At 68.6% G+C, this 24,677-nt stretch carries 20 protein-coding genes; 11 read left to right on the top strand and 9 right to left on the bottom strand.

Annotated features, from left to right (window positions below; genetic code table 11):
• The coding region (locus AC1DSZ_RS18625; protein WP_476839840.1) for a hypothetical protein at positions 1-541 on the top strand (541 nt) is incomplete at its 5' end.
• Between the two features lie 156 nt (positions 542-697).
• Here the strand turns inward: AC1DSZ_RS18625 and AC1DSZ_RS18620 are convergent.
• Positions 698-1,609 carry an MBL fold metallo-hydrolase gene (locus tag AC1DSZ_RS18620; RefSeq protein WP_476839839.1) on the bottom strand — a complete coding sequence of 304 codons (912 nt, stop codon included), beginning with the start codon at positions 1,607-1,609 and terminating at the stop codon, positions 698-700.
• A 161-nt stretch (positions 1,610-1,770) separates the two neighbouring features.
• Here AC1DSZ_RS18620 and AC1DSZ_RS18615 point away from each other — a divergent pair, with 161 nt between their 5' ends.
• Positions 1,771-2,394, top strand: coding sequence for a biotin transporter BioY (locus tag AC1DSZ_RS18615; RefSeq protein ID WP_476839838.1), 624 nt, complete (start codon positions 1,771-1,773; stop codon positions 2,392-2,394).
• A 62-nt stretch (positions 2,395-2,456) separates the two neighbouring features.
• Here AC1DSZ_RS18615 and AC1DSZ_RS18610 read toward each other — a convergent pair whose 3' ends face one another.
• From AC1DSZ_RS18610 to AC1DSZ_RS18595, 4 genes are all read right to left on the bottom strand, one after another.
• On the bottom strand, positions 2,457-3,209 hold the full coding sequence (locus tag AC1DSZ_RS18610) for a sulfite exporter TauE/SafE family protein (RefSeq protein WP_476839837.1): 753 nt from the start codon (positions 3,207-3,209) through the stop codon (positions 2,457-2,459).
• Positions 3,210-3,325: 116 nt separating this feature from the next.
• Positions 3,326-4,603: a formyl-CoA transferase gene (frc, locus tag AC1DSZ_RS18605; RefSeq protein WP_476839836.1), complete on the bottom strand. Its 1,278-nt coding sequence runs from the start codon at positions 4,601-4,603 to the stop codon at positions 3,326-3,328.
• Between the two features lie 13 nt (positions 4,604-4,616).
• A complete protein-coding gene (gene oxc, locus AC1DSZ_RS18600; RefSeq protein WP_476839835.1) occupies positions 4,617-6,350 on the bottom strand; it encodes an oxalyl-CoA decarboxylase in 1,734 nt (577 codons plus the stop codon).
• 58 nt (positions 6,351-6,408) lie between these two features.
• Entirely contained in the window at positions 6,409-7,119 is a 711-nt protein-coding gene (locus AC1DSZ_RS18595; protein WP_476839849.1) for a GntR family transcriptional regulator, read from the bottom strand.
• A gap of 357 nt (positions 7,120-7,476) precedes the next feature.
• On the opposite strand from AC1DSZ_RS18595, the gene AC1DSZ_RS18590 reads away from it, so the two are divergent.
• The 9 genes from AC1DSZ_RS18590 (at position 7,477) to AC1DSZ_RS18550 (ending at position 18,633) form a co-directional block, all read left to right on the top strand.
• Entirely contained in the window at positions 7,477-7,611 is a 135-nt protein-coding gene (locus tag AC1DSZ_RS18590; RefSeq protein ID WP_476839834.1) for a hypothetical protein, read from the top strand.
• A 309-nt stretch (positions 7,612-7,920) separates the two neighbouring features.
• A complete protein-coding gene (gene oxlT, locus AC1DSZ_RS18585) occupies positions 7,921-9,228 on the top strand; it encodes an oxalate/formate MFS antiporter (protein WP_476839833.1) in 1,308 nt (435 codons plus the stop codon).
• Between the two features lie 159 nt (positions 9,229-9,387).
• Positions 9,388-10,437 carry a cytochrome-c peroxidase gene (locus AC1DSZ_RS18580; RefSeq protein ID WP_476839832.1) on the top strand — a complete coding sequence of 350 codons (1,050 nt, stop codon included), beginning with the start codon at positions 9,388-9,390 and terminating at the stop codon, positions 10,435-10,437.
• A gap of 26 nt (positions 10,438-10,463) precedes the next feature.
• Positions 10,464-10,799, top strand: a complete 336-nt coding sequence (locus AC1DSZ_RS18575; RefSeq protein ID WP_476839831.1) for a cupredoxin domain-containing protein — start codon at positions 10,464-10,466, stop codon at positions 10,797-10,799.
• 28 nt (positions 10,800-10,827) lie between these two features.
• On the top strand, positions 10,828-12,981 hold the full coding sequence (locus AC1DSZ_RS18570; RefSeq protein ID WP_476839830.1) for a methyl-accepting chemotaxis protein: 2,154 nt from the start codon (positions 10,828-10,830) through the stop codon (positions 12,979-12,981).
• Positions 12,982-13,248: 267 nt separating this feature from the next.
• The gene (locus AC1DSZ_RS18565) at positions 13,249-15,387 is read left to right on the top strand and encodes an acetate--CoA ligase family protein (protein WP_476839829.1); all 2,139 of its coding nucleotides are present in this window, start codon (positions 13,249-13,251) and stop codon (positions 15,385-15,387) included.
• A gap of 193 nt (positions 15,388-15,580) precedes the next feature.
• Complete coding sequence (gene sucC, locus AC1DSZ_RS18560; protein WP_476839828.1) at positions 15,581-16,786, top strand: ADP-forming succinate--CoA ligase subunit beta; 1,206 nt, start codon at positions 15,581-15,583, stop codon at positions 16,784-16,786.
• Positions 16,786-17,670, top strand: a complete 885-nt coding sequence (gene sucD / locus AC1DSZ_RS18555; protein WP_476839827.1) for a succinate--CoA ligase subunit alpha — start codon at positions 16,786-16,788, stop codon at positions 17,668-17,670. The genes sucC and sucD overlap by 1 nt, the downstream gene beginning before the upstream one ends.
• Positions 17,671-17,904: 234 nt before the next feature.
• Positions 17,905-18,633: a GntR family transcriptional regulator gene (locus AC1DSZ_RS18550; RefSeq protein WP_476839826.1), complete on the top strand. Its 729-nt coding sequence runs from the start codon at positions 17,905-17,907 to the stop codon at positions 18,631-18,633.
• Positions 18,634-18,862: 229 nt separating this feature from the next.
• Here AC1DSZ_RS18550 and pyk read toward each other — a convergent pair whose 3' ends face one another.
• The 4 genes from pyk to AC1DSZ_RS18530 all read right to left on the bottom strand — a co-directional run bounded on the left by pyk (position 18,863) and on the right by AC1DSZ_RS18530 (position 24,662).
• Entirely contained in the window at positions 18,863-20,275 is a 1,413-nt protein-coding gene (pyk, locus tag AC1DSZ_RS18545) for a pyruvate kinase (RefSeq protein ID WP_476839825.1), read from the bottom strand.
• A 502-nt stretch (positions 20,276-20,777) separates the two neighbouring features.
• On the bottom strand, positions 20,778-21,641 hold the full coding sequence (locus AC1DSZ_RS18540) for a Csu type fimbrial protein (RefSeq protein WP_476839824.1): 864 nt from the start codon (positions 21,639-21,641) through the stop codon (positions 20,778-20,780).
• On the bottom strand, positions 21,632-24,055 hold the full coding sequence (locus AC1DSZ_RS18535) for a fimbria/pilus outer membrane usher protein (RefSeq protein WP_476839823.1): 2,424 nt from the start codon (positions 24,053-24,055) through the stop codon (positions 21,632-21,634). The genes AC1DSZ_RS18540 and AC1DSZ_RS18535 overlap by 10 nt, the downstream gene beginning before the upstream one ends.
• Complete coding sequence (locus AC1DSZ_RS18530; protein ID WP_476839822.1) at positions 24,030-24,662, bottom strand: fimbrial biogenesis chaperone; 633 nt, start codon at positions 24,660-24,662, stop codon at positions 24,030-24,032. Before AC1DSZ_RS18530 ends, AC1DSZ_RS18535 begins: the two co-directional genes overlap by 26 nt.
• Positions 24,663-24,677: the final 15 nt, after the last annotated feature.

The following is a 24,677-nucleotide window of genomic DNA, read 5'->3' as shown; positions in this document are numbered from 1 at the left end:
CGCCGGGCTCGGCGTCGGCCAGGCCTCGGCGCCCGCGGCCCGGGGCCACGCGCAGGGCGGACGCGGCCCCCGGGGCAACAACGGGCTCGGCAACGGCGCGGAAGCCAATGATCCGGGCGGAGCCAACCCGGCTTTCGGCGATCCCTCCAACCCCGGCCGCGGCGCCACGGCGGCGCTGGGCGGCGCGGGGCGCGGACACGCCCATGGTGGACGCGGATCGCGCGGCAACAACGGGCTCGGCAACGGCGCCGAGGCGAATGATCCGGGCGGGGTGAACCCGGCCTTCGGCGATCCCTCCAACCCGGGCCGCGGCTCCGTGGCGGCGCTGGGCGGCGCGTCCGGCGGGCGCGGCGGCGCATCGGCCTCCGGCGGCGCCGGATCGGCAGGCGGCGCGGGCTCCGGCCATGGCGGCGGCTCCGGCGGCGGCAACGGCGGGGGTAACGGTGGCGGTGGCGGAAACGGTGGCGGCGGTGGCGGCGGCAATGGCGGCGGTGGCGGAAACGGCGGCGGCGGCGGTGGTGGCGGTGGCCACGGCAAGTAACGCCCTGGAGTCATGAAATACAGAGGAGCCCGCCGGCGCATCGCCCGGCGGGCTTTTGCGTGGCGGGGCGGGGTTTCCTGGCGGCTCCGGCGGCCGGCGCGGGGCGTGGCCGGCGGCCGCAGGGCGCCCCGCGCAAGGCGGGGATGCCAGCAGCATTCACGCGATGCGATAGCGGCTCGTGAGCTCCGGCAGGCCGTCGGTCGCCACCAGGCCGCGCTCGGCGAGGTCTTCCAGGTGGGCGAAGACGCTGAGCGCGGCTGCGCCGTGGAGGGCGGGGGCGAGGCCGTCATAGAGCTTGGGCACGATGGCGGCGATGACGTCGTCACCGGCCGCGAGGCGGTCGAGGATGGAGGCTTCGCGCTGGCGCCGGTGGTGGGCGAGGGCGCGGACGAAGCGCGAGGGATTCGTGACCGGGCCGCCATGGCCGGGCCAGTAGACGCGGTCGTCGCGCCCCTGCAGCCGGGCGAGCGACGCCATGTAGGGGGCCATCGCGCCATCCGGCGGGGCCACGATGGTGGTGCTCCACGCCATCACGTGGTCGCCCGAGAACAGGGCGTTCTCCTCCGGCAGCGCGAACGCAAGATGGTTGGCGGTGTGGCCGGGCGTGGCGAGGGCCTGGAGCGTCCAGCCGTCGCCATGGAGGCTGTCGCCGTCCTGAAGAATGCGGGCGGGGGCGTGGTCTCGGTCGCCGCTCGCTTCCAGGCGGTTGTGCTCGCCCTCCGCGAGGGGCCGGAAGGCGATGTGCGGGCCGCAGCCGACGATGGGCGCGCCCGTGGCGGCGGCCAGGAGGCGCGCGCCGGGCGAATGATCGCGATGCGTGTGCGTGACGACGATCTGCGCCACGGTCTCGCCCGCCAGCGCGGCCCGGAGGGCTGCGATGTGGGCGGGATCGTCCGGGCCGGGGTCGATCACGGCGACGGCGCCGCGCCCCACCACATACGTGCAGGTGCCCGTGAAAGTGAACGGCCCGCCATTACCGGCCACCATGCGGCGCACCAGCGGGCTGACTTGCTGGAGCGCGCCGGGCGGAGCCTCGAAGGAGCGGTCGAAGGGGATGTCGTCGGCCATGCGGGGGGGGGTTCCGGTCGGCGGCCGGAGGCCGCGCGGGTTGGCGTTTCGGCGAACTTGTGGCCGCCCGCGCGAGACCCTATAGGTCGAAGGGACGGATCGGAAGGGGAGCGAATCCCCGCCCGGCCGCATGCTTTCGCCCGGTTACCCGAGAGGACCTGATGGCCGCCGAGTCGCTCCCCACCTCCATGCCCACCACGCTGGCCTCCGCGCTGTGGCCGGCCGCCTCCACGGGCTCCGACCGGGCCGCCACGCTGGCGCGCGCCGTGTTCCTGGCGCTGGTCGGCACGGCGCTGCTGACGCTGTCGGCCAAGATCAAGGTTCCGTTCTACCCGGTGCCGATGACGCTGCAGACGCTGGTGGTGCTGTGGCTGGGGGCCGCCTATGGCTCGCGCCTCGCGGCCGTGACGGTGATCGCCTACCTCCTGGAAGGCGCGCTGGGCCTGCCGGTGTTCGCCGATACGCCCGAGCGCGGCATCGGCCTCGCCTACATGATGGGCCCGACGGGCGGCTACCTGCTGGGCTTCGTGGCCGGCGCGTTCCTGGTCGGCGTGCTCTGCGAGCGCGGCCTCGGCCGCTCGCTCATCGGCATGGCGGCCGCGATGACGCTGGGGCACCTGGCCATCTTCGCCTTCGGCTTCGGCTGGCTCGCGATGGCGATCGGCGCCGAGAAGGCCTGGCTGGCGGGCGTGGTCCCGTTCTTCGCCGCCACGGCGCTGAAGACCGCGCTCGGCGCCGCGCTGGTGCCGGCCGTGTGGACGATGGTCGACAAGCGCCGGGGCTGAGGCTTTCGGGATGTTGTGAGTTGAGACGGCGCCTTCGGGCGCCGTTTTTCGTTTTGGGGGCGTCAGCCGTATTGCCGCCAGAAGAACACCAGCGTGAGGATGACGCCCAGCGCCAGCACGGCCGCCTTGATGAGCTTGGGGTCGATCAGCTTCGCGCCCTTGGCCCCAAGCACGCCGCCGACGATGCCGGCGGCCATCATGGCCAGCGTTTCCGGCCAGCGGACGATGCCCGCGCCCGCGAAGGCGACCACGGCGGCGCCGTTCATCAGCGTGGCCAGCATGATCTTGAGGCCGTTCATGGCGTGGATGTCGCGCAGGCCAAACAGCGTCAGCGCCGCCAGCATCAGGAAGCCGATGCCGCCGCCGAAATAGCCGCCATAGATGGCGATCAGGAACTGCGTGGCCAGCACGGCCTTGGGCCCCAGCGAGTAGCGCTTCAGCGCCGCCGGCCCGGCGAAGTTGCCCCAGCCGAACACCGCCGTGGCGAACAGCATCAGGAACGGCACCAGCCGCGCAAAGGCCTCGTTGGAGGTGAACAGCAGCAGCAGCGCGCCCAGGAGCCCGCCGACGAGGCTCACGGCCACGAAGGCCGGCACGTTCACCTGCGTGATGGACTGGATGTCGCGCCGGTAGGTCCACGCGCTCGCGCCCTGGCCGGGAAACAGCGCCACCGTCGAGGACGCGTTGGCGGCCAGCGGCGGCACGCCGGCGAAGATCAGGGCCGGAAAGGTCAGGAAGGCGCCGCCCCCCGCCACGGCGTTGACCACCCCGGCCGCGAAGGCGGCCAGCATCAGAAGCGCGAAGGTGAGGATCATGGGAATTACTCGGCGGGTAGGGCCCGGCAGGCGGGATGGCCCAGTCTAGCCGCGCGGCGTTGCTGAAAACAAAAAGGCCGGGATCTCGCGATCCCGGCCAGTTGGAGTGGAGGAGGTTACTCCGCCGCCGCCATGCGCGGGGCGCCGATGGCCCCGGAGGCGGCGATCTCGGAGAGCTCGCTCTCCGAGTATTTCAGCACGCTGCTCAGGATCTCCTGCGTGTGCTCGCCAAGCAGCGGCGAGCGCTCCACCACGGTCGGGCTGGCCGACAGCTTGATCGGGTTGCCGACCGAGAGGTACTTGCCGCGCGTGGGGTGATCCACCTCGACGAGGGTGCCGGTCGCCTTAAGCGACTCGTCCTCGGCGATCTCCTTCATGGAGAGGATCGGCCCGCACGGGATATCCCGCTCGTTCAGGATCTGCATGGCCTCGAACTTGGTCTTGGTCATCGTCCACTGCTCGATGCGGCCGAAGATCTCGTTCAGGCGCGGCAGGCGCACCGGCGGCGTGGCGTAGTCCGGGTTGGTCTTCCAGTCCGGCTCGCCGATGATGTCGCAGATCGCCTCCCAGACCGGGGCCTGGGTGATGAAGTAGAGATAGGCGTTCGGGTCGGTCTCCCAGCCCTTGCACTTCACGATGCGGCCCGGCTGTCCGCCGCCCGAGTCGTTGCCGGCGCGCGGCACCGAGTCGCCGAAGGGCACGCCCTCGCCGAACTGGCTGTATTCCTTCAGCGGGCCGTGCTGCAGGCGCTGCTGGTCGCGCAGCTTCACGCGGCAGAGGTTGAGCACGCCGTCCTGCATCGCGCAGGTGACGCGCTGGCCTTCGCCCGTGACGGTGCGCTGGTAGAGCGCCGTCACGATGCCGAGCGCCAGATGCAGGCCGGTGCCGGAATCGCCAATCTGCGCGCCGGTGACGAGCGGCAGCCCGTCGCGGAAGCCGGTCGTGGAGGCGGCGCCGCCGGTGCACTGGGCGACGTTCTCGTAGACCTTGCAGTCCTCATAGGGGCCCGGGCCGAAGCCCTTGATGGAGGCCACGATCATGCGCGGGTTCAGCGCCTTGATGCGCTCCCAGGGGAAGCCCATGCGGTCCAGCACGCCGGGGCCGAAGTTCTCGACGAGGACGTCGCACTCCTTGATCAGGCGCTCGAGGACCTCCTTCCCCTTCGGGTTCTTGGTGTCGAGCGTGATGGAGCGCTTGTTGTGGTTCAGCATCGTGAAATAGAGGCTGTCCACCTTCGGGATGTCCTGAAGCTGGCCGCGCGTGATGTCGCCGACGCCCGGGCGCTCCACCTTGATCACGTCCGCGCCGAACCAGGCGAGGAGCTGCGTGCAGGTGGGGCCGGACTGGACGTGGGTGAAGTCGAGGATCTTCACCCCTTCGAGAGCCTTGGTCATTCGATGTCCTCCCTTACTTCTTCTTGACCACGCTTTGCGGGTTCAAATTGCCGATGCGGCCGCTCTCGGTGCCCGCCGCGGGGTCGATCACGGCGTTGATGAGGGTCGGCTTGCCGGAATCCATGGCGGCGTTCACGGCGCGCGAGAGCTCGTCGGGGTTCGTGGCGTTCACGCCGACGCCGCCGAAGGCCTCCATCATCTTGTCGTAGCGCGAGCCGGGCACGAACACCGTGGTGGCGGGATCGCCGCCCGCCGGGTTCACGTCCGTGCCCCGGTAGATGCCGTTGTTGTTGAAGATCACGATGCAGACCGGCAGGTTGTACCGGCAGATCGTCTCCACCTCCATGCCCGAGAAGCCGAAGGCGCTGTCGCCTTCCACGGCCAGAACCGGCTTGCCGGTCTCGATCGCGGCCGCGATGGCGTAGCCCATGCCGATGCCCATCACCCCCCAGGTGCCGACGTCCAGGCGCTTGCGCGGCTGGTACATGTCGATGACGCCGCGGGCGAGGTCGAGCGTGTTGGCGCCCTCGTTCACCAGGATGGCGTCGGGACGCTCCTTGATGATGGTGCGCAGCGCGCCCAGCGCGCCGTGGAAGTCCATCGGCGACTTGTTGTTCATCAGGCGAGGAGCCATCTTGGCGATGTTCTCGTCCTTCTTGGCCGAGACCACGCCGACCCAGTCGCTCGGCGCCTTGGGCCAGTTGGAGCCCATGCCCTGCAGCAGCGCCGAGACGCAGCTGCCAATGTCGCCCACCACGGGGGCGACGATCTCGACATTGGAGTCCATTTCCTTGGGCTCGATGTCGATCTGGATGAACTTCTTGGGGGCGTCGCCCCAGGTCTTGCCCTTGCCGTGCGACAGCAGCCAGTTGAGGCGCGCGCCGATCAGCATCACGACGTCGGCGTCCTTCAGCACGGTGGAGCGCGCCGCGCCGGCCGACAGCGCATGCGTGTCGGGCAGGAGGCCCTTGGCCATGCTCATCTGCAGGAACGGGATGCCGCTGGTCTCCACCAGGGCCCGGATGTCCTCGTCGGCCTGCGCGTAGGCCGCGCCCTTGCCGAAGATGATGAGCGGGCGCTTGGCGCCCTTCAGCACGTCCAGCGCGCGCTTGATGGCGTCGGGCGCCGGGATCATCGCCGGGGCGGCGTCGATCACCTTCACGAGCGAGGCGGCGCCCTTCTCGGCGTCCATGGTCTGGCCGAACAGCTTGGCGGGCAGGTCGAGATAGACGCCGCCGGGACGGCCGGACACGGCGGCCCGGATGGCGCGCGCCACCGCGATGCCGATGTCGGCGGCGTGCAGCACGCGGAAGGCCGCCTTGCACAGCGGCTTGGCGATGGCGAGCTGGTCCATCTCCTCGTAGTCGCCCTGCTGCAGGTCGACGATCTCGCGCTCGGACGAGCCCGAGATCAGGATCATCGGGAAGCAGTTCGTGGTCGCGTTGGCGAGCGCCGTCAGGCCGTTCAGGAAGCCCGGGGCGGAGACGGTGAGGCCGATGCCGGGCTTCTTGGTGAGATAGCCCGCGATCGCGGCGGCGTTGCCGGCGTTCTGCTCGTGGCGGAACGAGATCACGCGGATGCCCGCGGCCTGCGCCATGCGGCCGAAATCGGTGATCGGGATGCCAGGCACGCCGTAGATGGTCTCGACGCCGTTCAGCTTCAGCGCGTCGATGATCAGATGGAAGCCATCCGTCAGTTCGCGCTCTTCGGCGCCGGCGGCGGCGCCCTCGGTCAGAGCTGCGCTCATTGGTCTTTTCTCCCTGTTGTTTCTTGTCGGTTTTGCAGTGGGTAGAGAACGGCCCGGGTCAGAACCGGCCCGGCCGAACCGGGCCGTCGCCGAGAAGCTCCTTGCCGTGCTTCTCGACATAGGCCGCGAGGCCGAGCGTGTGTTCCTTGGAGAGCCGCTCCGCGAGGTCTGCGTCGCGCCGCTCCAGGGCGTCGATGATGCCGAGATGCTCGTCGAACGAGCGCGCGATGCGCTCGGACTTGCCGATCGACAATTGCCGGATGCCGCGCACATGCAGCAGCAGGTTGGCGGTCAGGTCCACCAGCAGCTCCGACCCGCCAAGCTCGATGAGGCGCTGGTGGAACGCGATGTTGGCCGCCGAATATTCGCTCACGAAGGCGGCCGGCGGATGCTGCTCGCCAAAGGATTCGAACAGGGTGCGCAGCCCGCGAATGTCCGCCATGGAGGCGTGATGGGCGGCGAGCCGGGCCGCCATGCTCTCCAGCGCCGCCCAGGCCTCGATGGCCTCGACGATCTCGCGCAGGCTCTTGCGCACCACCACGATGCCGCGCCGCGGCACGGAGCGCACGAAGCCCTCGTGCTCGAGCATCGCGATCGCCTCGCGCACGGGGGTGCGGCTGACGCCGAGCTGCTCGGACAGCTGCCGCTCGTCCAGCCACACGGGCTCGGGCGAGCTGTAGGGATCCATGCCGGTGATCGCCTTCTTGAGCGCCGTATAGGCGCGCTTCTTGAAGGTGAGCTCCGGCTTCATCGGTTCGATGTCGAGCATGGCCGTCGCGTTCTCGCTCGCGCGCTCGAAGGAAAGGGCTGTCCCCGGAGGGCTTTGCAACACGCCCGTGAACTGCGGATGGGAGTCGTCGGTCATCGGCGAACCCGGCCGCGGTTTCGGGTGGCACGTCGCATGCCAAATTGGTGGCATGCCAAACACCAGCTGTCAACGCGCGGCCCGCGCGTCTGGGGAACCCTTGCGTTTCCTCAACTTACGCTGCAATGCAAAAATATCTTAGCTGCGATGCACCATTGGATCTGGAGGTTTGGTATCTGGCATGCCAGATTTGGGTCAAGGACGCTGACGCAGTTGGCGCCTCCCAGTTTCGAGACCCTCTAGCCTGATTGGAGATTTCCCATGGCCACCAACGTGCTCTACGGCGCCCGCCAGTCCTCGCTCCTCGACCGCCTCTTCGCTTCGGTTGTCGCGTTCCTGAACAACGTCGCCGAGATCAACCGCCGCAACGGCGCGGTTGCTCCCTTCGGCCTCTGAGGTTTGAGGCAGCCGGGCTGGACCCGGCCGCCCGCCGCCCTGTGCGCGTCGCCGTCATTGCGAGCCAGAGGCGAAGCAATCCAGTCTAATTGCAGGGCGTTAGGCTGGATTGCTTCGCCGGCGCCCGCAACGACGGGGAGCAATCCCTCAACCTCGGCGCCGACGACACTCCGAACTGAATTCACCAAGCAACCGGGCGCACCCTGTGCGTCCGGCTTTTTTGTCGCTTGCGCGTTGGCATAACATATACCACTCTGGCCTTCTCAAATGCGTGGCATCAGTCACAAAACAAACGCATGAGGGATGGAAATGACCAATTACGCAGAGGGCGGAGCCGCGGCTCCGCGCGTCAGTGACGCTTATCGCTGGACCCAGCTGGCGCTGGGCGTCGGCGCGATGGTGATGATCGCCAACCTTCAATATGGTTGGACGTTCTTCGTCCCGGACATTCAGAAGACCTTCAAGTGGGATCGTGCGGCCATTCAGTGGGCCTTCACGCTCTTCGTGCTGTTCGAGACCTGGCTGGTGCCGATCGAGGGCTGGTTCGTGGACAAATACGGCCCGCGCGCCGTGGTGTTCATCGGCGGCATCCTGTGCGCCATCGGCTGGGTGATCAATTCCTACGCGACCACGCTGAACATGCTCTATGTCGGCCAGATCGTGGCGGGCATCGGCGCCGGCGGCGTCTACGGCACCTGCGTGGGCAACGCCCTCAAGTGGTTCCCTGACAAGCGCGGCCTCGCGGCCGGCATCACGGCGGCGGGCTTCGGCGCGGGCTCGGCCCTGACGGTCGCCCCCATCCAGGCGATGATCGCCAATTCGGGCTTCCAGGCCACGTTCTACTGGTTCGGCATCGGGCAGGGCATCATCATCTGCATCCTGGCGATGTTCCTCTACGCCCCCAAGGCCGGGCAGGTTCCGGCGGTGGTGGCCAACGCCAACATCATCCAGACCCGCAAGAACTACTCGCCGGGCGAAGTGCTGAAGCAGCCGATCTTCTGGCTGATGTACTTCATGTTCGTGATCGTGGGCGCCGGCGGCCTCATGGTCACCGCCAACCTGAAGCCCATCGCGGCCGACTGGAAGATTGACGGCATCAACGTCTCGCTGATCGGCCTGACGATGACCACCGTGACCTTCGCGGCCACGATCGACCGCATCCTGAACGGCCTGACGCGTCCGTTCTTCGGCTGGATCTCCGACAAGATCGGCCGCGAGAACACGATGTTCATCGCCTTCGGCATGGAAGGCATCGGCATCTACCTGCTCTACGCCTGGGGTCACGACCCGCTCTGGTTCGTGCTGCTGTCGGGCTTCGTGTTCTTCGCCTGGGGTGAGATCTACAGCCTCTTCCCGTCGACCTGCACGGACACGTTCGGCTCCAAGTTCGCCGCCACCAATGCGGGCCTGCTCTACACCGCCAAGGGAACGGCCGCGCTGCTGGTGCCCTTCGCGAACTACATGCAGCAGTCCTCCGGCAGCTGGGACACGGTGTTCCTGATCGCGGCCGGCGCGAACATCCTGGCCTCGGTGCTCGCCATCGCGGTGCTGAAGCCTTGGCGCAAGGGCGTGATCAACAAGGCCCAGGCCACCGTGCTGCAGCCCGCCTCGGCCTGATCGAACCGGAAACAAACGACTGTCGGGCCGCCATCGGGCGGCCCGACGCATTTCGAGCGCAATTTTGCACAAACGCGCGTTAAGTGTGAATCTATCTTCAATCAATTTTAAGTTGTAGGATCGAGGATCGGACCAACAAGTCCGATTCTGCGAGGATCCATGCGCATCGCCATTTTGCTGGCCGCCAGTCTCTTGGCGGCAGCGGCGGCAGGCCAGGCCGCCCTGAGCGCCGCGCTGGTTGGACCCGTCACCTACGCGGACGTTGCCGCCGCGCCGCCGGCCTCCGTCAAAAACGACTTTCGCCGCCCGAACACGGTGCCTTTTCCGGCCGACAACCCGTTCACAATCACCAAGGTGGAGCTCGGCAAGTCGCTGTATTTCGATCCGCGGCTGTCGCGGGCGGGGTCGCAGTCCTGCGCGACCTGCCACAATCCGGGCTTCGGCTGGGGCGACGGCCTGCGGGTGGGTGTCGGCGACAACATGAAGGCGCTGGCGCGCCGTTCGCCCACCATCCTGAACGCCGCCTTCGGCGAGATCTTCATGTGGGACGGCCGCGCCGACACGCTGGAGCATCAGGCGCTAGGCCCCATCGAGGCGGCCGGCGAGATGAACATGCCGATCGCCGACGTGATCGCCCGCCTCAACGCCATCCCGGGATACAAGCCGCTGTTCGAGGCCGCGTTTCCGGGCGAGGCCATCTCAGGCCCGCTGATCGGCCGGGCGATCGCCGCCTATGAGCGCACCGTGATCTCGCCGCGGGCGCCTTTCGACGCCTGGGTGGAAGGCGACGAGAAGGCGATCTCAGAGCCCGCCAAGCGCGGCTTCGCGCTCTTCAACGGCAAGGGCGGCTGCAACAAGTGCCACTCGGGCTGGAACTTCACCGACGACAGCTTTCACGACCTCGGCCTGCCCGACAAGGATATCGGCCGCGGCAAGTTCCTGCCCACGATCCCGAAGATGCAGCACGCCTTCAAGACGCCGGGCCTCCGCGAGATCTCGCGCCGCGGCCCCTACATGCACGACGGCTCGATCCCGACGCTCGCGGCCGTGATGCAGCACTATGACGAGGGCGGCATCGCCCGTCCCAGCCGCTCCGACCTGATCCGCCCGCTCGGGCTGACCGCGGAGGAGAAGGCCGACCTCGTGGCCTTCATGGAAACGCTGAACAGCGACATGCGCCCCGAAAGCCTGCCGACGCTGCCCCGCTGAACGCACCCTGCCAGGAGAGAACCATCATGGAGAGAACCAACATGACCCGCATCGCCTTCGTCGCCTTTTGCACGCTCGCCGGCCTGTCCGGCTTTGCCTACGCGGCCGACCAGACCATCGGCCAGAAAGGGCGCGTCTTCTCGAGCGAGAGCGTCACGCTGCGCAAGGGCGAGGTGCTGGTGTTCAACAACGACGATTCCATTCCGCACAACGTCATGTCGGCCACGACGGGGTCGGAGTTCAACCTCGGCTCGGTCGCGCCCGGCGGAAACGCGCAGGTGCGCTTCGACAAGGCCGGCGACGTCGCGGTGATCTGCGCCATCCACCCGCGCATGAAGATGAGCGTGAAGATCACCGACTGAGTTCGCCTTCCCCGCGCGGAGATGCCCGATGTCCATCAGAACGAAGCTGGTCGCCGCTTTTCTGGCGTTCGGCCTGCTCGCGTCCGCCATGGCGGCCTATGCGGTGCGCCAGGCGGTCACGCTCGGTGGCCTCGCCATCCAGGTCTATGACGGGCCCCTGATGGGCATCAGCTACGCCCGGGCGGCGCAGTCGGGCTTCAACTCCCTCCTCGTGCAGGCCGGAACGGCCGGCGTGCGGATGGAGGGTATCCTGGCGGCCGAAAAGGAGATCGCGGGCGACTTCGCGATCGTGCGGGAGCGCCTGACCGATCCCAAGAGCGTCGAGGCGCTGAACCGCGCGAGCGACGCCCTGACGGCGTGGCGCCAGATGAAGGCCGACCTGCTCTCCACCGCGCCGCGCCGCAGCATCCCGGCGCCGTGGCTGCTGGACGAGAAGGCCCGCGCCGCCATCGCGGCGCTGGATGATCTGGTCGAGATCGCGGCCGCCTATGGCTACGAGTTCCGCACCGCCGCGGAAGCGCAGGTCAACGAGACCAGGATCAAGCTCATCGCCACCGCGGCCGCGATCGCGGCGCTCGGCCTCGTCCTCGGGCTCCTGTTCGCGCGCTCGCTGGGCGGGCCGATCCTGCTCATGCGCGACGCCATCGGGGCTCTGCTGAAGGGTGAGCGCGTGGAGGTGCCGGGCCGCGGGCGCAAGGACGAACTGGGCGAATTGGCCCGCGCCATGGCGAGCGTGCACGAGGCCGGCGCGGAGGGCGCCCGCTTCCGCGCTGCGCTGGACAGTTCGTCCACCTGCATCCTCACGGTGGGGGAGAACCTCCGCGTACAGTTCGCCAACAGAAACGCGCTGAGCTGGCTGGCCCGCCACGCCGGAACCCCGGCCGGCATGGGCCGGTCCATCGTCGGGCTCGGCGTCACGGAGGTGTTTCCGGGCGCCGCCGGCGAGGTGTTGCTGGCCCGGCGCGACGGGCAGAGTCAGACGGTGACGATCGGCGCGCGCACGGTCGCGGCCTCCAGCAACGAGGTCCGCAACGAGGCCGGCGACATGCTTGGCTATGCGGTGGAGCTGCGCGACGTCACCGACGAGGTGTTCCACGGCGAGATCGAGCGCATGGTGGCGGCCGCCGCGCAGGGCGACTTCACCGTCCGCGCGCCCGTGGAGGGGCGCACCGGCTTCACGCTGACGATCTCCAGCGGGCTCAACGCCATAGCGTCCTCGGTGGAGACCGCGGTGGGCGAGTTCGTGGCCGTGATGGAGGGGATCGCCGATGGCGATCTCACCCGCCGCGCCTCGACGCGCTACGAGGGCCTGTTCGGCAGCCTGCAGGCCGCCGTGGAGACCACCGCCGAGCGGCTCTCGGATTCGGTGACCACCATCAAGAGCGCCGCCACCGACATCGCCGAGGCCGCGCGCGAAATCAGCCAGGGCGCGGGCGACCTGTCGAACCGCACCGAGGAGCAGGCCAACGCGCTTGTCCAGACCGCCTCGGCGGCCGGCCAGATAACCACGCTGGTGCGCACCGCTGCGGGCTCCTCCGCGCAGGCCTCCGCCACGGCCGAAAGTGCGAGGGCGGCGGCCCAGCAGGGCGGCGCGGTCATCACGGACGCGATCGCCGCCATGGGCCGGATAGAGGACGCCGCTAGGAAGATCAACGAGATCACCACCGTGATCGACGACATCGCGTTCCAGACCAACCTGCTGGCGCTGAACGCCGCCGTGGAGGCCGCACGCGCCGGCGAGGCCGGCAAGGGCTTCGCCGTGGTGGCGTCGGAAGTGCGCACGCTGGCGCAGCGCTCCAGCGAGGCCGCGAAGGATATCAGCGGGCTTCTGAACGCCTCCAACGCGCAGGTGACCGAAGGCGTGCAGCTCGTGCGTCGCGCCGGCGACGTGCTGGGCGACATCGTGCGCTCGTCCGAGAAGGTCGCCAGCAGCGTGGCCGAGATCTCCATGGGCACGCAGGAGCAGGCCCGCTCCATCGAGCAGGTCAGCCAATCCATGGACGAGGTCGATCGCATGACCCAGCAGAACGCCGCCCTGGCCGAGGAAAGCGCCGCCGCCTCGCAGGCGCTGCAAAGCCGAATCGGCGAGTTGAACGACTTCGTCGCCGGCTTCCGCACGCGGGAAAGCGCCGCCGCTCACACTCCGGCAGCCGCGCGCGGACTTCGGCGCCGCGCCGCCTGACCACCCGCGATTCAAGTGACGCGGACACGACGCCGGCGCAAAACCCTTCGCGCCGGCGTCGACGTTGTCCCGCCGTTGCGGCGTTCATCTCCGGCGTTGGCCGGGCTATTCTAAAAAAGCCGCCCCATCCCCTTGACAGTTCGCTCGCTTGGCATGCCAAATACCAAGCACCAGCGATGACCAGCCTCACAAGGGGCGGCGCGCCAGGCGACACACGGGGCCGCAGGCCCTACGCCATCAACGATAACATCCGACGGGAGGATGCCCATGAGCTTCGATAAAGCCGCAGTGCGCACGGTGCTCGACGAGGTGAAGGCCGACGGCCGCACCGCCCTGACGGCCCCCGAGGCCAAGCGCGTCTGCGACGCCTACCAGATTCCCCTCCCGCAGGAAGGCCTCGCCACCACGGCCGAGCAGGCCGTGACGCTCGCCTCCGGCATGGGCTTCCCGGTGGTGATGAAGATCGTCTCGGCCGACATCCTGCACAAGACCGACGCCGGCGGCGTCATCGTGGGCGTGAAGTCCGGCGACGAGGCCCGCGCGGCCTATGACAAGATCCTCGCCAACGCCAAGAACTACAAGGCCGACGCCAAGATCGAGGGCGTGCAGGTGCAGCAGATGCTGCCCTCCGGCGCCATCGAGACGCTGGTCGGCGCCATCACGGACCCGTCCTTCGGCAAGCTCGTGGCCTTCGGCCTCGGCGGCGTGCTGGTCGAGGTGCTGAAGGACCTCACCTTCCGGCTCGCTCCGGTGGACAACGCCCAGGCGACCGACATGCTGAACAGCATCAAGGCGCAGGAGATGCTGAACGGCGTTCGCGGCTCCGAGCCGGTCGACCGCGCGGCGCTCAGCAAGATCCTCGTCAACGTCTCGGCCCTGCTGGAAGACTTCCCGCAGATCAGCGAGCTCGACCTCAACCCGGTGTTCGCGACCTCCAAGGGCGCGACGGCGGTGGACGCCCGCATCGTGGTGGACTTCGAAACCCACACGCAGCGCTATCGCCCCGACCAGACCGAGATCCTGCGCGCCACCAACCGCATCTTCAAGCCGAAGGCGGTGGCAGTGATCGGCGCCTCCAACGAGGCTGGCAAGATCGGCAACTCGGTGATGAAGAACCTCATCAACGGCGGCTACAAGGGCACCATCGTGCCGGTGCACCCCAAGGCCGACACCATCGAGGGCGTGAAGGCCTACAAGTCGATTCTGGACTATGACGGCGTGGTGGACGTGGCGGTGTTCGCCGTGCCCGCGCACCTGTGCGTGGCCGCCATGGACGAAGTCGGCCAGAAGGGCGTGCCCGGCGCGGTGATGATCCCGTCCGGCTTCGCCGAGACCGACAACCAGCCCCTGCAGGACGAGTTGCTCGCCATGGCGCGCAAGCACAATGTCCGCGTGATGGGCCCCAACATCTACGGCTTCTACTACACGCCCGAAAACCTCTGCGCGACCTTCTGCACGGCCTTCGACGTGAAGGGCCACGCGGCGCTCTCGTCGCAGTCGGGCGGCGTCGGCATGTCGATCATTGGCTTCGCCCGCTCCACCAAGATGGGCGTGTCGGCCATCGTCGGCCTCGGCAACAAGTCGGACCTGGACGAGGACGACCTGCTGACCTTCTTCGAGCAGGACGACAACACCAAGGTCATCGCGATGCACTGCGAGGACCTGAAGGACGGCCGCGCCTTCTCGGAGGTCGCCTCGCGCGTCTCCAAGAAGAAGCCCGTGATCATGCTGAAGGCCGGCCGCACGGCCTATGGCGCCCGCGCCGCCGCGTCCCACACGGGCGCGCTCGCCGGCAACGACAAGATCTATGACGATGTGCTGAAGGCCGCCGGCGTGATCCGCGCCCCGAGCCTGCGCTCGATGCTCGAATATGCCCGCGGCGTACAGGTGCTGCCGACGCCCAAGGGCGAGAACGTGGTGATCATCACGGGCGCGGGCGGCTCGGGCGTGCTGCTGTCGGATGCGTGCTTCGACAACGGCCTCACGCTGATGAAGATGCCGGACGACCTCGACGCGGCCTTCCGCAAGTTCATCCCGCCCTTCGGCGCGGCCGGCAACCCGGTCGACATCACGGGCGGCGAGCCGCCCAAGACCTACCAGAACACCATCCGCCTCGGCCTCGAGGACGATCGCATCCACTCGCTCATCCTGGGCTACTGGCACACGATCGTGACGCCCCCGATGGTGTTCGCGAAGCTCGTCGGCGAAGTGGTGGAGGAATTCCGCGCCAAGGGGATCGACAAGCCCGTGGTGGCCTCGCTGGTCGGCGACGTGCAGGTCGAGGAAGCCTGCCAGTATCTCTACGAGCGCGGCGTGGTGGCCTACCCCTACACCACCGAGACGCCCGTCGAGGTGCTCGGCGCCAAGTACAAGTGGGCCCGCTCGGCGGGACTGCTCGGCAAGTAAGCCGCTGGCGGTAGCCGTCGGCCGCTAAAGCGCCGACGGCTTAGCCGCACGCTCTCCACCGTCATGGCCGGGCTTGTCCCGGCCAGCCACGCGGCGCCGCAAGGCGTGGATGGCCGGGAAGCGCCCGGCCATGACGGGAGAGGTGTATTCTTCTCGCGCCATCCGTTTCCCTTTGCCTCCCAAGGAGGTCGCCATGAACATCCACGAATACCAGGCCAAGAGCCTGCTCAGAGAGTTCGGCGTTCCCGTCCCCAACGGCGTCCCGGTGTTGAAGGCCGAGGATGCGGAAACCGCCGTGAAGCAGCTGCGCGGCCCGGTCTGGGTCGTAAAATCCCAAATCCACGCCGGCGGGCGCGGCAAGGGCAAGTTCAAGGAGCCCGAGGCCGGCGACAAGGGCGGCGTTCGCCTCGCCCGTTCGGCCGACGAGGCCCGGCAATTCGTCCGCGAGATGCTCGGCAGGACGCTCGTGACCGTGCAGACCGGCGAGGCCGGCAAGCAGGTCAACCGCGTCTATATCGAGGACGGCTCGCTGATCGACCGCGAGTTCTACCTCTCCATGCTGGTGGACCGCGCCACCGCGCAGGTCGCCTTCGTGGTGTCGACCGAAGGCGGCATGGACATCGAGGAGGTGGCGCATTCCCACCCCGAGAAGATCGTCACCTTCTCGGTGGATCCCGCCACCGGGATCATGCCGCTGCACGGCCGGCGCGTCGCCAAGGCGTTGGGGCTCTCCGGCGACCTCGCCAAGCAGGCCGGCGACCTCACCGAGAAGCTCTATCGCGCCTTTGTCGGCAAGGACATGGCGATGCTGGAGATCAACCCGCTGATCGTCACCCAGGACGGCAAGCTGCGCTGCCTCGACGCCAAGGTGAGCTTTGACGACAACGCGCTGTTCCGCCACCAGGACGTGGCTGCGCTGCGCGACGAGACCGAAGAGGACGCAAAGGAGGTCGAGGCCTCCAAATACGACCTCAACTACATCACGCTCGACGGCACGATCGGCTGCATGGTGAACGGCGCCGGCCTGGCCATGGCCACCATGGACATCATCAAGCTCTATGGCGAGAGCCCGGCCAACTTCCTCGACGTCGGCGGCGGCGCCACCAAGGAGAAGGTGACGGCGGCGTTCAAGATCATCACGGCCGATCCCAACGTGAAGGGCATCCTGGTCAACATCTTCGGCGGCATCATGCGCTGCGACGTGATCGCGGCCGGCGTTGTGGCGGCCGTGCGCGACGTCGGCCTGCAGGTGCCCCTCGTGGTGCGGCTGGAAGGCACGAACGTGGAGCAGGGCAAGGAGATCCTGGCCGAGTCGGGGCTCAACGTCGTTTCGGCGGATGACCTGGACGACGCCGCGCAGAAGATCGTGAAGGCCGTTCGCCAGCAGGAGGCCGCATAATGTCCGTCCTGATCGATGCCAACACCAAGGTTCTCTGCCAGGGCTTCACCGGCAAGAACGGCACCTTCCATTCCGAGCAGGCCATCGCGTATGGCACCAGGATGGTCGGCGGCACCTCGCCCGGGAAGGGCGGGGCGACGCATCTCGGCCTGCCGGTGTTCGACACCGTGATGGAGGCCCTCCAGGCCACCGGGGCCGACGCCTCGGTGATCTACGTGCCGCCGCCCGGCGCGGCCGACGCCATCTGCGAGGCCATCGCGGCCGAGATCCCGCTGATCGTCTGCATCACGGAGGGCATTCCGGTGCTCGACATGGTGAAGGTGAAGCGGGCGCTGCAGGGCTCGAAGTCTCGCCTCATCGGCCCGAACTGCCCGGGCGTGATGACGGCTGGCGCGTGCAAGATCGGCATCATGCCGGGCAACATCTTCAAGAAGGGCAAGGTCGGCATCGTCTCGCGTTCGGGCACGCTGACCTACGAGGCGGTGTTCCAGACGAGCCTCGAAGGGCTGGGCCAGACCACCGCGGTGGGAATTGGCGGCGACCCCGTGAAGGGCACCGAGTTCATCGACGTGCTCGAAATGTTCCTGGCCGACCCCGCCACCGAGTCGATCATCATGATCGGCGAGATCGGCGGCTCGGCCGAGGAAGACGCTGCGCAGTTCCTGGCCGACGAGGCCCGGCGCGGGCGCAAGAAGCCCACGGTGGGCTTCATCGCCGGCCGCACGGCCCCTCCCGGCCGCCGCATGGGCCATGCGGGCGCGATCATCTCGGGCGGCAAGGGCGGCGCCGAGGACAAGATCGCCGCCATGGAAGCCGCCGGCATCCGCGTCTCGCCTTCGCCCGCAAGGCTCGGCAAGACGCTGGTGGAAGTGCTCAAGGGCTAAACACACGAGCCGTCATTCCCGGCGGCGCGAAGCGCCGGGAAGGGAATCCAGGGCAGCTTGCGTTTGCCCCTGGATCCCCTTCCCCTGCGCGGCTTCGCCGCTCCGGCCGGGGATGACGGGCGAATGTGGCAGGGAATGCCGCGTGGCTGGCCTGCGTCCTGAAACCTCACACTCGACAAACGCCTCTCCATCGCCCACTTAAGGCGGGCCTATGCTCAAGATGGAGGTTCGTCGGTGAAAGCTCCCGCTCGCTGGCCTGTTGCGGATGCGCCGGCGCCGGAACTGGTGCTTGAACGCTTCGCCCCCGAGGCGACCTACAAGACGCGCGTCTATGGGGCTTTGAAGCAGGCCATCATCGGCATGGACATCTACGCGTCCTCCGAGCCGACCTGGATCGACGAGCGCCAGCTCTCCGAGCGCATGGGCGTGAGCCGCACGCCGGTGCGCGAGGCGGTCGCGATGCTGGAGCAGGAAGGCTTCGTGCGGTCGCTGCCGCGCCGCGGCATCATGGTGCTGCGCAAGACCAAGCGCGAAGTGATCGAGATGATCCAGGCCTGGGCGGCGCTGGAGAGCATGGCGGTGCGCCTCCTGATCGAGCGCGCCAGCGACGCCGAGATCGGCTCGTTGCGCCAGATCTTCAGCGGCTTCGGCGAGGGCCACAAGCCGGCCGACTACCCGAGCGAATATTCGGCCGCCAACCTCGCATTCCACCAGACGCTGATCCGCCTCTCGGGCTCCAAGCTGCTGGCCGACCTCACCGACAACATCGTCCTCCATGTGCGCGGCATCCGGCAGATCACCATCGGCCGCGACGACCGCGCGACGCGCTCCATGAGCGACCATCTCGGCATCATCGACGCGCTGGAGAAGCGCGACACCGAACTCGCCGAGCGCCTCTCCCGCAACCACACGCTGGCGTTGGCCGCCTATGTCGAGGCCCACAGCGAGGGGATTTTCGACTGAGCGGCTTCAGCGCTGATCCTTCTCCCGGGTGAGAAGGCGACGCCTAACCTGTGAGCGCTACGCTCCATCGCGCCGCTGTCATCCCCGGCGACCTGCGTAGCAGGTCGGGAAGGGGATCCAGGGGCCATGGGCGCGGCTGCCCTGGATCCCCTTCCCGGCGCTTCGCGCCGCCGGGGATGACGGAGAGAAGCAGCTTCTCGACCCATTGTTGGTTGGCCGCCGTGGCCCCCTAAACCGTCACGACCCGAATGTTGTTGGTGCTGCCAGCCTTTCCGAAGGGCACGCCAGCCACCACCACGATGGTCTCGCCCGGCTTGGCGAACTCCACCGCCTTGGCCTGCGCGACCGCCTGGGCGACCATCTCCTTGTAGGTCGTGACGTCGTCCGACTGGACGCTGTACGAGCCCCAGAGCAGCGCGAGGCGGCGCGAGGTGCCGGCCGAGGGCGTGATCGACAGGATCGGCACGAAGGGCCGCTGGCGGGCGATGCGGTAGGCCGTGGTGCCGCTGGATGTGAACGCCACGATGCCGGCCGCCCCGATCGCGTTGGCGATCTCGGCCGCCGCGCCCGCGATGGCGTGCTGCGGCAGCGCCTCGATGGCGGGCTTCAGCGCCTCGATGATCGGCGGGTAGCTGCCGTGCTTCTCGGTGCGGGCGATGATGTGGTCCATCGTCTCCACGGCCTGCAGCGGGTACTGGCCGGAGGCCGACTCGGCCGACAACATCACGGCGTCCGCGCCGTCATAGATCGCGGTGGCGACGTCGGAGGCCTCGGCGCGCGTCGGCGTCGGCGCGCTGATCATGGATTCCAGCATCTGCGTGGCGATGATCACCGGCTTGCCGGCGAGCCGGCAGAGCCGCACGAGGTCCTTTTGCGCGCCCGGCACGTCCTCGGGCGGGATCTCGACGCCGAGGTCGCCGCGCGCCACCATGATGGCGTCCGACAGCGACACGATGTCGTTGATGCTGGCCAGCGCGGCGGGCTTCTCGATCTTCGCCATCACGCCGGCGCGCCCGCCCACGAGCTGGTGCGCGTCCATGATGTCGGAGGGGCGCTGCACGAAGGAGAACGCCACCCAGTCGACGCCGAGCTCCAGGCCGAAGGCGAGGTCGGCCTTGTCCTTCTCGGTGATGGGCGACAGGTCCAGCAGCGTGTCGGGCACGTTGACGCCCTTGCGGTCCGTCACCGGCCCGCCCGTGATCACGCGGCAGTCCATGGTGTCGGAGCCCAGCCGCTCGATCTGCAGGCGCACCTTGCCGTCGTCCACCAGGAGATTGTTGCCCGGCATGGCGGCGTCGAAGATCTCCTTGTGCGGCAGCGGCAGCACGGCCGGATCGTCGGACGTCTTGGCGAGCGCGAGCCGGATCATCTGCCCGGCCTCAAGCACCACGCGGCCTCCCGGCACGGCGCCGAGGCGGATCTTCGGGCCCTGCAGGTCCTGCAGCACCGCGATCGGGTAGCCGTATTCCTTCTCGAGATTGCGGATGATGGTGTGGCGCGCCCGGTGGTCCTCGTGGCTGCCATGGCTAAAATTGAGCCGGAACACGTCCACGCCGGTCTCGAACAGCTTGCGGATCATCTCCTCGCTGGAGCTGGCCGGGCCGAGGGTGGCGACGATCTTCGCGCGGCGATTGCGTCTCATGGGCGCCTCCTTTGGTCGTACGGTCGGGAGCGGAGTGTGTCGCCCCCACCGGGCATCCGCGAGGCTGACTCGTCAAGGCCCGTGCGCGTTTGCGAGCGAGGAGTCCACGCTTTCGGCGTCCGGCGCCGACCTGGATGCAATGTGAGGTTGTATGTGCGCCCTGCAGGCGCCGCGCCGGCGTTTCGCCTGGCGCACTGATATTGGGGCAGGGACCCGCGGGCGCGCTGCCAATGGGGCGCCCGGTGGGTCTCGATGACCGGGCGGTAGTCTGGGAGAACCGATGTGGTGGAGACCGAAGACCACTCTCCCGGAATTCACAATGCGCTGGCTGTCCCCCTCCAGATCGTCGTGAATTCTGCCCGATGGAGGTCGTTGACCAGGCGTGCCCCGGAACCCTTGGCGGTGGACCTCGAACCCGCATCCCGGAGCCGTCGGACGATGCCCCGCGCAATGCTCTGGCTCAAGTCAGCAGCGCTGCTTATGCGGCGGAACGTCGCACGCCTCAATAGGCGATCGTGACCGAGATCGTGTCCTTGTACACGCCGGGCGCGATCGACTGGCCCTTGGGGAAAATGCAGCCAAAAACGGTGTAGCGCTGCCGCTCGCCGGTGCCCACCGCCGCGACCGTGTCGACATCGCGGGTCCAGCCCCAGGGCTGCGCGCAGTTCGCGTCCTTGTAGATGCCGTAGAGGATGGATCGCGTTCCGTCCGTCATCTTGCGCTGCGCCGGGTTCTCGGCGTTGGCGAGCAGGGAATACAGGTAGATCTGGTAGGCGGTTCCGGCCGTGCACAGGGCCCAGATGCGGGCCTGTCCGAGCACGCGCGCGGCCTTGGTGTCGATGGTCCCGAAATCCATCGCCGATTCCACGCCCGCGCTGCAGATGTCCGAGAACGCGAAGCTCAGCATGCCGGCCACCGGAACGGCGGCGGCCGCGGTGATCACGCAGGGCGCGCCCTTGTCCACCAGCGATACCGCCAGGAACTCTGCCGCCGGCTTGACGAGCCGCTGCCCGTTAGTCCCCTGCACGCGTCCGATCAGCTGGGCGCGCGTCTCGATGCTGGCGGCTGCCTGCCCGCGCGCGTCGAACGTCACCGCTGCGCCCGGATCGGTGAACAGAACGGTGGCGTCACCGGACAGCGCCGTCTGGCGCGACAGGAGGCAGACGCGCAGCGCGGTTCCGGGCCGGCCCTGGCTGCAGGTCACGGCCGCGCGCGTGTTCACCGCCATGTGGATGGGTGCGCTGGCGTTGTAGACCTGGAACAGCACCGGCTCGACCGTGGCCTGGCACGTCTGGGCGGAGGCCGGCGCGCCGCAGGCGAGCCACGCCATCAGCCCGAGCAGGGATCTCAGCAGGCTCAGCGGCATGGAACAGGTCCGATCTGGACCATGCGGTCCGGTTGCGGCTTATACGCGAAGGAGGCCCTGCACGACTTGCCGGTGAGATCGACCACCGCGACGTTGCTGGCCTGGAGGCCGCGCATATAGGCGCGGCCCTCGGTGCCGACCACGAACGGCTGGCCGCCACCTTCCAGCGTGCCGACCGACCCAGGCTCCAGGATCCGGCCGGCTTCATCCTTGAGCGTGACCATCGCGACGTCGGCCTCCGACGTGGGCTGCAGGTTCACGACCACGCCGGACCGGTATGCAGGCGTCACGCGCGCGCTGGTTTCGGCGAGAGAGGTCGCGGCAGGCAGCGTCTCGGGGTTCACCGAGATGGCGTTCGGCGCGTTGGCGAACAGCCCGGGCACGACGATGTTGCCCCAGCGGTCAGTGCGCCCGATCGTGCGGCCTTCATGCGTGACCTCGACGCCGGGCGCGCCGGCTTTCACCAGCGCGAAGCTGTCCTCGATCCGCCTGGTGGCGGCGACGCCCTGCGGCATGGCCACGATGGCGCCTTCCCATTCGGCGTTGAGGTTGCTCGAGCCGCGCTGATGATCGCCGTTCACGGCGGCGCGCCCATACTCCGACTGGTAGCCGAGGCCCGCCCCGTAGCCGGGCGCGCTGGATTGTCCCTGGGCGAGGCTAATCCGGGCGCCGTAGCTGCCGTTTTCGGAGCCGATCTGCCGCTGCGCCTGGATGTTGGCCTGTGCGGCGCCGTTCACCACGGAGCCGCCGGTCGTGACCATGTCGGTCGGGCCCAGTACGACGCTTAGCCCGGCGAAAACCCCCATCGTCCGGCTCTTGCCGAAATCCACGAAGCTGGACGCGAAGAGAGACCAGTCGGGCCCGAGTTGCTGGTTCATCTGCGCGCTCAGGATGCTTGAGGACGGGCGCCCGTCGTAGGTCTGGCGCACCGCGCTCACGCCGATGCTGGATCCGGTCCAGGGCCCGGCCGACGACACGGAAAGCCGCTGGGAGGAGCGTAGCGGCGCATTGGGCGCCGCGTAGCCGAAGCTCGGATCCACAGTGTCGTAGAACTCGACCGAGCGGACCTTGCCCGGACGATAAAGCCGCGCCGTGACGTCCGCGAGGTCGCGGAAGTCGCCGAAGCTCTGCTGCACGGCGCCATTGATCGAGAACGGCCCGAGACGCGTCTCGAACGAGGCGTAGCCCTGGTATCCCCGCGCGTCGGCGAGGCGGCTGGCGCGCCCCGACAGCGAGAGCACGCCCATGTCGAAGACATTGGCGTATCCGCCAACGCCGATATTGCCGAGGCCCGCTCCGCCTTCGTTGTAGGTCTCCAGCGTCAGCCAGTCCGTGGCGCCATAGCGCGCGGCCGCCGTGCCGAGCGGGTCTTTGCCATAGGTGGTGCCGGCCGTCGCGTAACCATAGCGGGCGAAGCCGAGTGCGCCCGCATAGTCGAACACGCCTTCCTTCAGCAGTCGCGACGACGTGAAGAACGGCAGGGACGTGCGGATCTCGCGCCCTGTCGCATCCCGCAGCACCACCTGGGCCGCGCCGGCTCCGCTCACGCCCGGCACGTTCGCGAGCGAAAACGGGCCGGCCGGGACGTCACGCGAATAGGTCTTCACGCCGTTCACGAACACGTCCACCGTGGAGGGCGCCGCGGCGGTGCCGTTCAGCACCGGCAAAGCCCCGGTGACGATGTCCTGCCGCAACGCGTAGTCCTTGCGCAGCGACACGCCGCCCATCCGCAGCGGCCGCGCCCAGGAGGGCCCGGCCGTCATCACGTCGCCCGCCTGGGCGGTGAGCATCCGCTCCGCGTCCGTGTAGGTGAACCGGGTGTCGAGGCGAACGGCGTCCGCCTGCCGCATGGTGGTCGTGCCCAGGATGGCCGATTGCTCCAGCACCCCATAGGGCGTGAAGGCGCGGGCGTCGAAGTTGACGGATCCGCCGCCAAAGTTCGGCCGAGCGCCCCAACTCGCCTGCTGGGCGGAGCCGAACACCAGATAGTTGACGGCGGCGCCCCATCCCGACTGGGGCGGCTCGAACGGCGCTGGGCCGTCGGCCGTGGCGGCGTCCACCACGGTAAGAGCGAGGCGCGTCGGATCGCTGACGTTAAAGGCGATGATTTGCTTGGGCTCGTCATAAACGGCGGTGACGCCCGGCAGGGCGGCGAGGTCCACGGCCTCGTCATCGCGGCCACGACCGGGTGGGATAATGCCGATGCTACGCAACTCGCCGCGCCTGGCCGTGATCCGGCCGTCCGCGGTTTGGTGAAAAGCGCCGATCGTCGCGTCGCGGCGTTCGTTGATCACTACCTCGAGGTGGAGGTCTCGCTCCTCCGGCCCGGCTAGGCTGGCCCGCGACTCGAACAAGGGCCCAACGATGAGAAGAAGAACGACGCCGGCCTTAACGGTCCGGGTCGATCCTGACATCGATCGGACCTCCATCGGTTTCCGCCGTCATGCGCAGCGGGCCGGCTCCCAGACCGCGGGCGGGGCGGGACCAGGACAGTCCGGAGCCCGCCAGCACGTAGCCAAGCGACGCCTTCTCGAAATCGATCGTCGCGCGTCCATCGGACAGTTTGACGTTGGTGACGCGGGCGCGGCGCCCGCCCGTGTTGGACGCCGTCAACGTGACGACGCCGCGGCCGACGCTGGCGCGGAAAGTCAGCACGGCGGGCTGCGCCGTCCGTGGCGTGAAGAACAGCGGCACCGCATGGGCCAGCGCGACGCTGACGCCGGTCTGCCCTGGTGCGCGCGACGGCAGTTCGGTGACCACGACCCGGTAGGCTTCCTCCGCCACGACGGGGTCCTGGCCGAGCCGAACGGCGCGGAACACATAATCCTGCCGGGGCTTGAGCTGCGCGATCGGCGGCGAAACCACCACCCGGCTGGCGGGGACGAGACGCTCGCGCGTCCCGTCCTGCTCCATCACCATGACCTTCGCCTCGACCGAAGCCGGAGCGTCGCCATTGTTGCGGACCGTCAGCGACGTCGCGGCTCCCCCCGCGCCTTCCAGAAGGATGGGCGTGACGGACAATCCCGCGGCATCGAC

It is taken from the genome of Alsobacter sp. P4_H11, from assembly GCF_056400925.1.
The sequence above is the reverse complement of the archived record's forward strand: the minus strand, read 5'-3'. Positions and strand labels throughout refer to the sequence as shown.